The following is a 10,608-nucleotide window of genomic DNA, read 5'->3' on the forward strand; positions in this document are numbered from 1 at the left end:
AGATGCCGGCGCAAACCAGCCTGATGCCGGTCCAAAACCGCCCGATAGGCGACTACGCCACCGCCGTTCAGCAGTCCTGGCACTGGAGAGAAGCCGGAGAAGTCGTCAGCGGATGCGGTTATACGCTGCTGCTCACCGACCTGATGGCTTCCGGCCTTATGCCCCAAGACAGATTGCAGCTGATGACCGGCGTACTGCGGGCCGTGCTGGAGGCGGCTCCATGCGACGCCGTCTATTTCCGGGCCAGCGACAAGCTTGTCGAGCCGCAGGCGTACCTGGCGGCGGTGGAACAAGGTGAGCTGCTGTACGGCGCGATGAACATCCGCTTCTATAACGTGGAAGGGACCGGGAGCGGGCGCAATGAAGGGCTGATGGATTCGCTTGGGCTGGCGGCGCTCGGGATTCCCGACGTCCAATGCCACTACTTTGACCTCGACCCTTCCGAGCTGGCCGGACAGCTGATGGATGTGGCGTACTATTTATTCCGGCAGGGAGACGTGATCGAAGACGGCGAAACGATCGGCTTCACCGAAGAGATGCGCTGGCGCTGCGAGCATCAATATGCGCTGGCCGAGCCGCAGCGCGTCGTGCTCGACATCGATCCAGGCGCCCCCTACTACGCCGGACGGCAGGCGAACAGCCGCTAAATGGCCCGAACCCCGCGAATATGAACTCTTGAAAACATCCGAATCATGCTTAACAGGCGGAGCGCAGAAGCACTCCGCCTGTCCTATAAGCGTGAAGAAGGGATCTGTTTAATGCGGGTTTTCCCGCCTTCCTGCACCACGATCATTCTCCCTCCGCCCTTTCTGCGAGAAGCGGCGATCCGGTTCACCAGCAGGATGAGCACCGTCACACCGGTCACCGCATAGAGCACGAGCACGGGAGCCTGCCGGCTGTCCGTTCCCAGCATGATCCCGTGGACCAGCGCCATCAAATAGGTGGGCATCGCCAGAAAGTGAATTAAACGCCATGCCTTTTTGCCGAGCTTCTTCATCAGATCCGAGCTGATGATCAGCAGCATCATCAAGTACAGCGACAAAATCCCCAGCCCCATCCACAACCTGTCGCCGCTCGCCTTAAAGGGGATCAAAAGATCCGCCAAGGAATACCCGACATACCGGTCGAACAGGAGAACGAGTCCGTGAACCATGCCGAATAACAGACCGAACCAGCCGCACCATTGATGCACCATGTTCAGCTTCGCTTTCACCGGCCCTTTGGCCCACGCCCCTCCCTGCAGCAGTCCTGCCGCAACAGAAGCGAACAGGAGCATATAAGAGGTCAGCCCCGCCGCCCTCGTCGTGACCCACACCGATAAAATTTGACTGATGCTGCTGCCGAAATGATGAAAAACCGCCATCATCCCGCCTCCTTTCCATTCTCCTATCGATATGATTCGATGAATCCCGCCGTACAGACGGAGCCGTCTTCGCAGACGAGTACAGCCGCCGCGGCGGGATGTTTGCGTTCAAGCCATGCAATCCCGGCCTGCAGGCCAAGGATCAGCAGGCATTTGGCATAGACCTCGGCCGCCGTCAGCGACGGATGGATGACTGTCGCCTGCACCACATCCGTCAGGCTCGGCATCATCGTGCGGGGATCGAGGATGTGATGCCGCTCTTGTCCTTCCCCGTCCAGCCATTTCCGCTTTAGCCGGCTGCTTGTGGCAACGCCCGCGTTCCTACGGATGACGAGCGAGTCAATGTCGCGGTCCAAAGCGAATGGATCCGCTATGTTAACCTGCTGCGGGCGGTCCTCCCCGCCCACAGCATCATGTCCCCGCCGGCGCTGACCGCCCCGTGCGCAATGCCCTTTCTGCGCATCATGCCCGCGAACTTCTCGGCGCTCCAGCCCTTGGCGATGCCGCCGAGATCCACCGACCATGCCGGTGGCAGCTCGATGCTGCGAAGCAGCGGGTCCAGCTTGGCCCCGATCTCCGGGCCAAAAGCGCCCAGCGGCCTTGGATTAGCCTCCGTTCGGTCCGGTGCCTGTGAAGAAACCTCCTCTTCCGCGGCTGTCTCTCCGAAACTTCGGCCGTAACCCAGATCAGACAGGAGCTGTCCGAGAAAAGGGTTAAACAACCCGTCGGCCCTATGGTAATAATCCACAGCCACGCTGACGGCTTCGAACAGGATCGGCGTCGCCATAAACGGCCTGCCTGCCGAACGGTTCAGCCGGGACAGCTCGCTGCCCGGATCGAAACGGGTCAAATGCTTTTCCACAAAAGCAAACCAGGACTCCGCTTCCCTCTGCTCCGCCTCAGGCAGTCCATGCGTGACGAATTCTGTGTTCATCGCTCTGAATGCATGCATCTTCGATCACCTCCGTCCAGCGCCTGCCGCTAGGAAGCGTGGGTGCGCATGGAGCCTTCCCCGCTGCCGCTTTGCCCGGAGCCGAAATCCATGCCCGACCGGGAGCGGCCGCCCATAAATCCGCGTTCCTGCCCGGAGAACCCTGCGTTCCCGCCGGAAGCTTCGTCCCGCCATTGGTTCTCGACGTCGCCGTTTGAGTCGTCTTGTCCCGCTCCAAAGATCGGGGAAGCGCTCGCCACGTTCCCTGTAGCAGCATCGGCTGGATTAAATTTGGAGATATATCCTACGAAACCTGTAAACATGACCACACCCGCCATGCCTGCCGTCCATTTGATCCATTTGGAATTTGCCATATACAGTCCACCTTGTTTCAAGTATGTTCATTCCCGTTATGCTGTCATTGTACGGGGCGATGGTGAAAAGATGGTGAAAAGCCAATGTCTCACAATAAAGTCTAGCGTTCAGGCAAAAGATTGGCTAAAAAAAAGATGACCCCTGTCCTTGCAGGGATCATCGATGGCCGGCGATACTACACCGCCCTATAGCCAAATGCTGATTGTCTCACGATATCGCACACCGCCTGTTTCGCGGTCAATTCCATACTTTCTCGGTCGTAACCGGCTCTAACCGGGCCTCAATGTCACCGCGCTGCGGTTCAAACCATTCCGGCAGCATCAGCTTGCGTCCCAGCGCATCCGGGGCTTCGTCCCGGGCGAATCCGGGAGGATCCGTCGCAATCTCAAACAGGATTCCGCCGTGTTCCCTGAAATAGATGGCTTTAAAATATTGGCGATCCTTAATCGGAGTAACGTCAAAGCCATTGACCGACACGCGTTCCCTCCACGCTTCATGCTCCGCGTTATCGCTTGCCCGCCAGGCAATGTGATGTACGGTTCCGGCAGTGCCATGTCCCGCATCCATGTTCTCCATACGGACATCGATCAGGTTGCCGAGCTCGGCCGTCGCTTGAAAACGGGCGTATCCGTCGTCTTCCCCGATTTTGGCCAGTCCGAGAAGGTTCTCCAGCACGTCGATCGTGTCGGCATAAGCCTCGCTGAACAGAACCGCACCGCCTAATCCCTTGATGGCCTGGTCATCCGAAATGCTTTCAAGCGGGCTTGTGCCCCCGGCTCCGTCTTCCCGCTCCACCAGTTCCAGGCGTAGTCCGTCCGGATCCGAGAACTGCAGATAGCTCTCGCCAAACCGCTTGCTGCTTGCTGCATCCCGTCCGAACCAAGACAGCCGTTCCTGCCAAAAATCGATGGACCCGGGCGGAATGACAAAGGTCACGATGCCCACCTGACCGCCCCCAATCTGCCCTTGCCGGGCCCGAGGATAGGGGAAAAAGGTCAGGATCGTTCCCGGAGACCCCGCCGGGTCGCCGAAATACAGGTGATACACCTTAGGATCATCGAAGTTAACCGTCTTCTTCACCAAGCTGAGTCCGAGGATACCGCTGTAGAAATCAATCGTTTCCTGGGGATTTCTTGAAAATGCCGTAATGTGATGAATACCTGCCGTGCGTGTGAACATCTGTATCGCTCCTTTAGGATTTTTGGATCCGGGTTTTTATTTCGAATTTATTTATCTTAAATTAAAGATAAACGATGTTCTTCTCATTGTCAATCCATTTTTTCGGAGCGAATCCGATCCGACCCTTTCTCAAGCAAATTAGGGCCGCCGGTTACTCACCGGCAGCCCCTGTCCTCTGTAACTGCAATCCTATTTCATCCTATTTCCCTGCCAAATAAGCAGCAACTTCCGCCAATCTGGAGGCATAACCCCATTCGTTATCGTACCAGGTGGCGACGGACAGCATTTCCCCCTGCACCTGGGTTAACGGCAGGTCGATAATTGAGGAATGCGGATCGGCAACGATGCGTGACGATGCCCATTCCCCTTCCAAAACGTCGAGCACACCCTTCAGATCGCCTTCGCTTGCGGCCTGCCGGAACATATCATTAATCTCCTGAACGGTGCAGGGCTTCTCCGTGATCAGGTTCAGCTCGGCAATGCTGCCTGTACGCGTCGGAATGCGGTACGCTTTGCCGGTAATCTGCAGATCATTCCAGATGAACTTGAGCGCTTTGGCGGCGCCGGAAGATGACGGAATGATGTTTTCAGCCGCAGCCCAGGAATCCCGGCGGTCCTTCATCGGCTGATCGGTTAACGATTGCGTGTTCGTATACGAGTGTACCGTGGAAAATAAGCCGTATTTGATCCCGTAGTTTTCCCGGACCAATTTGACGACCGGAGCCAGCGCATTCGTCGTGCAGCTCGCCATACTGATGATTTTATGCTTTTCCGGATCGAAGCTGTCGAGATTGATTCCTTTAAGCAGAACGGCGTCGCAGTCATCAAGCGTTTTGCTTGGTCCGCTGACCAGCACCCGTTTGGCTCCCCGCTCCAGGTGCTGTTCGGCCACAGGCCGCGTCACGGCCCGCCCGGTGCAGTCGACGACCAGGTCGACGCCGAGCTCACCCCAATGAGGCACTTCCCTGGCCGAATTCAAATACCGGATATCCCGGCCGCCGATCACGATCGCGCCCTCGTCGTCCCTTTAACGCCCGGCGTCGCACCGATGACCCCGGTCGGTTTATGAATCGAGGACCGCCGTTTTGGTCGGGGTTGAGGCCCAGTCCTGCGCATTTTTCAGCACACCCGGGATGCCCGAGTTATATTCCGGGCTCACGATAATGATACCGTCCGCCTGTTGAACCGCTTCGCGGAAGCGCTTGACAGACTCCGGGCTTTCCTCCCGGTCCAAATCCGCGTTGTACAAGGGCAGATCCGCAATCGAGATGAATTCATATTGTGCGGAATCTACAAGCTCCGGGATCGTATCCGCAATCATCCGGTTATACGAATGCTCCCTTAAACTCCCCACCATAATGCCTATGGTTGTCGCCATTTGCTATTTTCACCGCCCCCGCTATTCTTTGAGCCAAGCGTTCGCCAGCGCGATCGCGCCTCTAGCCGCCGCCGTGTCCGCAAGGGCATTCAGCATGACGAAGTCATGAATGGCCCCCTGGAAACGGGCAGCGGTCACCCGGACGCCGGCTTCGCGCAGTTTGCTGGCGTAAGCTTCGCCTTCATCGCGAAGAACATCCGCTTCAGCGGTAATGACCAGTGCAGGAGGCAAGCCTTCGAGCTGCTCGCGCGTTGCCCGCAGCGGGGAAGCATAGATCTCCTCTTTATCGCTCGGCTTCGTAATATACTGCTCCCAGAACCAGGCCATGGCGTCCCGGCGCAGGAAATAACCTTCCGCAAACTGATGATAGGACTCCGTGTCGTTGCCTGAATCCGTCACCGGGTAGAACAGCAACTGTTTATGAATGGCGGGACCCTTGCGCTCTTTCGCCATCAGCGTGATCGCAGCGGTCATGTTTCCCCCGACGCTGTCCCCAGCCACGGTAAGGCGGTCCGTATCCAGGCCGTACGCCTCCCCATGTTCTGCAATCCAGGTCAGAACCGCATAGATTTCTTCGATCGCCGTTGGATACTTTGCTTCCGGAGACAGGCTGTAATTCGGGAATACGACGCAGGCCTCGGCACCGACTGCAAGCTCCCGGATCAGGCGATCATGGGTGTGCGCATTACCGAACACCCAGCCGGCGCCATGGATATAAAGAATGACCGGCAGCTTATTTGTAACGTTTTCGGGACGAAGCAGTGTGACCGAAACCTGTCCGCTCGGCCCTCCCTCAACGGTGATATCCTGAATTTCAACCGGCAGCTTCGGGACGTCGCCCGATTGAACCTCGTCTACGGCTTCGCGTCCTTTTTCCGGTCCAAGATCAAACAAATACGGCGGATTGGCGGTATCTTGTGCAAATTTCAAAGCAGCGGGTTCCAAAACAACCTTCTTTGTCATATGTATTCCTCCCATAATTTATACTACAATGCGTAGTTTCAAAAAGCATGAAATCACCCGGTAAGGACCACGGCATCCCATGATGCCCGTCCATCAGGCTAAGGACCGTCCAATGTTGATCCGGTGCTCCCTGCAGCCAAGAAGCGTATTGACAATCGACTAACGATGCTTGACGCATAACATCCCTTTGGCAACGTTAGAATAGCACATAATGTTATTCGTGTATATAAAATTATATTAACTATATTTTTCTCCTTAATGTACAAAAAATCAGTAAAAAAGACCGTTGTATTTACCCCTGCTTAACAATCCGGGACTTCGGTTACAGCCTGCAGTCCTATTTCCGAAAATGTAGTAGACCAGGATTTGAAAATTGATATAATAAATTGATTCTTCGGATGAGCGGCGGATTCGCTTTTGACTCATTTGACGGCATTTATCACATCAAGGAGAGGATCTATAAAGCTATGATTGAAAAAAAGGTGACCTGGCTGGAGCTGTTTTACGATCTTCTCTTAGTCGCAGCCGTGTCCAAAGCAACGCATGTCCTGCTGCATGCGGAACACGGGACCATTCCATTGGAGTACCTGAGCAAATTCGTGTTGATTTTTATCCCGATCTGGTGGGGTTGGGTAGGACAAACGCTCTTTGTGAACCGGTTCGGCCAGGATATTTTAATTCACAGGGTCTTCATGATCCTTCAGCTGTTGTTCGTTCTCGTCATGACGGCGAGTTTATCCCCGGATTTTGATCAATTTTATGTTCCCTTCTTTGTAGGATACATAGGCTCAAGAGTGCTGACGGCCCTGCAGTATCTTTTCGTCCATCGGGCCAAAGCGGCGCATCAGCAAGTGACCGCCTCCTATTTGGGCACCCACTTTTTGATCGGCATTCTGATCTCGGCCTGCTCGCTGTTCTTCGACTCCTGGCTCCGGTATGCCGTCTTGTACGCGGGGATCGCCGTAGATATACTGCTTCCCTTAATGGGGCGCCGGCACTTGGTCAGAACGCCGATCAATACGCACCACTTGTTCGAACGCTTCGCCCTGTTTACCTTGATTCTTCTAGGCGAATCGGTCGTCAGTATCCTTGCCGTGCTGCAATTTAATCACTGGGATCTGCCATCCGTCTTGTTCGTCGCTTTTACCAGCCTTCTGGTCATTGCCATGTGGTGGCAGTACTTTGATAACATCGACAAAAAGGTAGCCGGGAAATCCACACGGCCGGCCAAATGATTATTTACGGTCACTTATTTGTGTATTTGTCGATGAGCATGATCGCGGCAGCCATTCAGCTGTTATACAAAGACCAGATGGATTACTCCTTCTTGCTGGCATTCGTGTTTGGGTCCGTGCTCCTGTATTTCTTATCGACCTCTGTGGTGTTTCACCGGTACAGACACAAACATTTGCGGCTGAAGCCCTATCATCTGGCTATCATGCTGGGGATTCTTGCTTGCTGCTTCGTGATTGACCTGATCTTCCCCGTCCCCAATTACGCCATCGTCGGAGAGATCATGGTTTTCTTCATCGTCTACGCGAAGTTAACTACATAACCCGTCGTATTATCAAAAAGCGCATCTCTCCGTTGTATAACGGGGGGTATGCCGCCTTCGTCATCAGCCCCAAACCTTCAAGAGCTCCAAAGCCTTGGGTTTTGGGGCTTTTGTGATATGCAGAGTCCTCAAAATCGTGCTTAGCCCCCAAACCATTGCTTGCACCCAAGTTGAAAGGGCAGGTTGAAGCACCGGCCGGCCCCCGATTCTTGACTCGGTTTGTCCGCCGGAAGTATGCTCTTATTAAACTTTAACTCCGGCACTATTTCAGGAGCTAGATCGAATGAACTAAAGAAAGAAATGTATCAGGCCGTATTAGACTTTTTTAACAGGAAGCTTGATGCAAAACTTTAGTTCAATCTATATAGATGCGGGAAAGGATCGGATATGGATGAAAATATTGCTGGCAGAAGACGATATGCGGCTGGGAGAGCTGGTCGTGCACATGCTGAAGAAAAAAGGCGGCCATACTGCGGAGTGGGTCACTACCGGCAGGGAAGCCTGCGAGTATGCCGAGGCCACCAATTACGACGTTCTGATTCTCGACTGGATGATGCCGGAGGGCGACGGCGTCTGGGCTTGCCGGCAGCTGCGGAAGGAAGGATACATGGGCGCCATCCTGATGCTGACCGCCAAGGACGGGCTGCAGGACCGGATCAATGGACTGGACGCTGGCGCCGACGACTATTTGGTCAAGCCGTTTGAAATCGAGGAGCTGCTCGCCCGGCTCCGCGCCCTGTCGCGGCGGAATTTTGCGCCCATTCAAGGTGAGGAAGTTCAGGTTCCCGGCCTTATCCTGAACCGGACCAACCAGACGGCAAGCATCGCGGGAGAGCTCGTCCAGCTGACGCCGCGGGAGTTTCAGCTGCTGGACCTACTGATTCAGAACAAGGGCATCACCTTGACCCGGGAAGTCATTTTGGACCGGATTTGGGGACTCGACGCCGATGTCGGCCCCAAAGCGATCGACGCCATGATCAAGCTGCTCCGCAAAAAGCTCAGCGGACTGGATCAAGAGCTGATTCAGAGCATCCGGGGGGTCGGCTATAAAATTGAAGCCTAAATGGAAATGGAAAGTTCCCTTCGCTTGGCCCCGGCAGGGGAGTGACCTGTTCAAAAGAACCCAGAACCGGTTGACGCTGCAGTACACCGCGGTGCTTATCGCTTTTCTCGCCCTGTTCATCGGAACGGTGTACGGGCTGCTGTATTTTCTGCTGATCAACGACCAGAAAAGCCAGCTGAACGACTGGATTCAGGATATGTCCTATGCGTTTCATGAATCGATGGAGCATACCGGCTCCTATAATATTGAAGGTAATCTCGGCAGCAGCTATCCATCGTTAGCGAACCAGACGGTGGGCTGCTTCAAGGACCCTCATGGGAATATTCTGTACGAAGCACAGCAGCGGATGGGACTGAGCGCAGCGGTCGGCAGCGCGGTGGCGGAGTGGACGCCCGAAGGCGATCAGACGGAGTACAAGACCGTTACGATCAAGGAAACCGGCCGGGATGCAGGGCCGCCAAGACACGGGATCGATCCCCGCAAGGTGGCTCCCGCAAATGTCCGCATGCTTCTGGCCGGCAAGGCCGTTTACGATAACGGGGTCTTTATAGGCACGCTGTACGTGGCCAAGGAGGTAGGCAGCCAGTACCGGCTGTTCGGCTGGCTCCTGCTCGTGCTGATCGGGCTCGCGCTGCTGTTCTGCGTCCTGGCCGTGTTTCTCAGCCGGAACATGTCGGTCAAGGCGATGGTTCCGATCGCCCGCTCGTATACGAGGCAGCGCGAGTTCGTCGCGGACGCCTCGCATGAGCTGCGCACGCCGCTCAGCGTCATCCTGTCCTCCATTGAGGTGCTTGAAATGGAAAACAGCCTGAAGGACGATCCGTTCAGCCGGAGGGTGCTGGACAACATGCGGGAAGAAGCCAAGCGGATGACCGACCTCTCCAGCCACCTTCTGACGCTGGCACGCTCCGACTCGGATGAGGTTCAGCTGAGCATAACCGACTTTGATCTGGCGGCCGAAGCCTCGCGGACGATAGCATCCCTGCTTCCTTTGGCGCAGGCCAAGCAAATTACACTGAAGCTACATGCGGAAGAAGGCATGACGGTTCATGGCGATGCCCAGCGCCTGCAGCAGCTGATGGTCATCCTGCTGGACAATGCCATCAAGTATACGCCGGAGGGCGGCACCGTCTCCCTTGCCCTCGAGATCCGGGAGGACAAACGAAGAATGCTGCACATGACCGTCAGCGATAACGGAATCGGTATACCACCGGAGGAGCAGCCGCACATTTTCGAACGCTTTTACCGCGTGGACAAATCCCGCGCCCGGGAGCTGGGCGGCCACGGCCTTGGGCTGTCCATCGGCAGATGGATTGCCGAAGCCCACGGCGGCACTTTGAGCGTGCAGAGCACGCCCGGCCAAGGCAGTACCTTCACCGCTGTCATTCCTTGCTAAGTTTTCCGGCACATGAAGTAAAAGGACATGCCCACCCTGTCGATGACAGGAAGCATGTCCTTTTTTCACGTCAAGCTCTTCATAATTAGGTTACAGCTCTCGGGTCATAAAAGTACTGTAAGGATCGAGCGTATAATCCGCAAATGGGCCGCACTCCTCAAATCCAAAGGCCGCGTACAGCCGTCGGGCCGGCTCGAACGACGCCATTGAGCCCGTCTCCAGGCTCAGCCGCCGATATCCTCGCCGCCGGGCCTCCTCAATGATGTGCGCCAGGATGGATCGAGCCACGCCTTTACGCAAGTGGGCGGATGAGGTCCGCATCGATTTGATCTCGCCGTGGCTGGGATCGAGCTCCTTCAGCGCCCCGCAGCCTAGCAACTCTCTCTGTTCCCATGCGCTCCAGAA

At 55.7% G+C, this 10,608-nt stretch carries 10 protein-coding genes and 2 pseudogenes; 4 read left to right on the plus strand and 8 right to left on the minus strand.

Annotation, left to right across the window (positions count from 1 at the left end):
• Nucleotides 1-647 (plus strand): DUF4261 domain-containing protein (locus tag CPT76_RS17700; protein WP_105443768.1); only part of this gene is annotated, 647 nt, incomplete at its 5' end.
• A gap of 83 nt (nt 648-730) precedes the next feature.
• Here the strand turns inward: CPT76_RS17700 and CPT76_RS17705 are convergent.
• From CPT76_RS17705 to CPT76_RS17740, 7 genes and pseudogenes are all read right to left on the minus strand, one after another.
• Entirely contained in the window at nt 731-1,363 is a 633-nt protein-coding gene (locus CPT76_RS17705; RefSeq protein WP_105443769.1) for a ferric reductase-like transmembrane domain-containing protein, read from the minus strand.
• 23 nt (nt 1,364-1,386) lie between these two features.
• Nucleotides 1,387-2,315, minus strand: a pseudogene (locus tag CPT76_RS42160) (FAD:protein FMN transferase).
• Nucleotides 2,316-2,344: 29 nt separating this feature from the next.
• On the minus strand, nt 2,345-2,668 hold the full coding sequence (locus CPT76_RS17720; protein WP_105443772.1) for a hypothetical protein: 324 nt from the start codon (nt 2,666-2,668) through the stop codon (nt 2,345-2,347).
• Nucleotides 2,669-2,906: 238 nt separating this feature from the next.
• Nucleotides 2,907-3,848 (minus strand): ring-cleaving dioxygenase, encoded by a 942-nt coding sequence (locus CPT76_RS17725; protein WP_105443773.1) that lies wholly within the window; start codon nt 3,846-3,848, stop codon nt 2,907-2,909.
• A gap of 199 nt (nt 3,849-4,047) precedes the next feature.
• Entirely contained in the window at nt 4,048-4,854 is an 807-nt protein-coding gene (locus CPT76_RS17730; protein WP_258168563.1) for a type I glyceraldehyde-3-phosphate dehydrogenase, read from the minus strand.
• 57 nt (nt 4,855-4,911) lie between these two features.
• A complete protein-coding gene (locus CPT76_RS17735) occupies nt 4,912-5,226 on the minus strand; it encodes an NADPH-dependent FMN reductase (protein ID WP_105443774.1) in 315 nt (104 codons plus the stop codon).
• Nucleotides 5,227-5,247: 21 nt separating this feature from the next.
• The gene (locus CPT76_RS17740; RefSeq protein WP_105443775.1) at nt 5,248-6,189 is read right to left on the minus strand and encodes an alpha/beta hydrolase; all 942 of its coding nucleotides are present in this window, start codon (nt 6,187-6,189) and stop codon (nt 5,248-5,250) included.
• 467 nt (nt 6,190-6,656) lie between these two features.
• Between CPT76_RS17740 and CPT76_RS17745 the strand changes: the two are divergent.
• From CPT76_RS17745 to CPT76_RS17755, 3 genes and pseudogenes are all read left to right on the plus strand, one after another.
• Nucleotides 6,657-7,744, plus strand: a pseudogene (locus CPT76_RS17745) (low temperature requirement protein A).
• Between the two features lie 391 nt (nt 7,745-8,135).
• Nucleotides 8,136-8,807, plus strand: coding sequence for a response regulator transcription factor (locus CPT76_RS17750; RefSeq protein WP_105443776.1), 672 nt, complete (start codon nt 8,136-8,138; stop codon nt 8,805-8,807).
• Nucleotides 8,797-10,203: a sensor histidine kinase gene (locus CPT76_RS17755; protein ID WP_105443777.1), complete on the plus strand. Its 1,407-nt coding sequence runs from the start codon at nt 8,797-8,799 to the stop codon at nt 10,201-10,203. The genes CPT76_RS17750 and CPT76_RS17755 overlap by 11 nt, the downstream gene beginning before the upstream one ends.
• A gap of 90 nt (nt 10,204-10,293) precedes the next feature.
• On the opposite strand, the gene CPT76_RS17760 is transcribed toward CPT76_RS17755, so the two are convergent.
• Nucleotides 10,294-10,608, minus strand: a 315-nt coding sequence (locus CPT76_RS17760; RefSeq protein ID WP_105443778.1) for a GNAT family N-acetyltransferase, incomplete at its 5' end; no start/stop codon positions are given.

Origin of the sequence: Paenibacillus sp. AR247, assembly GCF_002968895.1 — a bacterium.
GTDB lineage: Bacteria > Bacillota > Bacilli > Paenibacillales > Paenibacillaceae > Paenibacillus_AQ > Paenibacillus_AQ favisporus.

What these genes read in the sequence shown, in the direction of transcription:
- CPT76_RS17705 (WP_105443769.1), bottom strand. Translation starts at nt 1,363, where the DNA reads ATGGCGGTTTTTCATCATTTCGGCAGCAGCATCAGTCAAATTTTATCG.
- CPT76_RS17740 (WP_105443775.1), bottom strand. Translation starts at nt 6,189, where the DNA reads ATGACAAAGAAGGTTGTTTTGGAACCCGCTGCTTTGAAATTTGCACAA.
- CPT76_RS17725 (WP_105443773.1), bottom strand. Translation starts at nt 3,848, where the DNA reads ATGTTCACACGCACGGCAGGTATTCATCACATTACGGCATTTTCAAGA.
- CPT76_RS17735 (WP_105443774.1), bottom strand. Translation starts at nt 5,226, where the DNA reads ATGGCGACAACCATAGGCATTATGGTGGGGAGTTTAAGGGAGCATTCG.
- CPT76_RS17720 (WP_105443772.1), bottom strand. Translation starts at nt 2,668, where the DNA reads ATGGCAAATTCCAAATGGATCAAATGGACGGCAGGCATGGCGGGTGTG.
- CPT76_RS17750 (WP_105443776.1), top strand. Translation starts at nt 8,136, where the DNA reads ATGAAAATATTGCTGGCAGAAGACGATATGCGGCTGGGAGAGCTGGTC.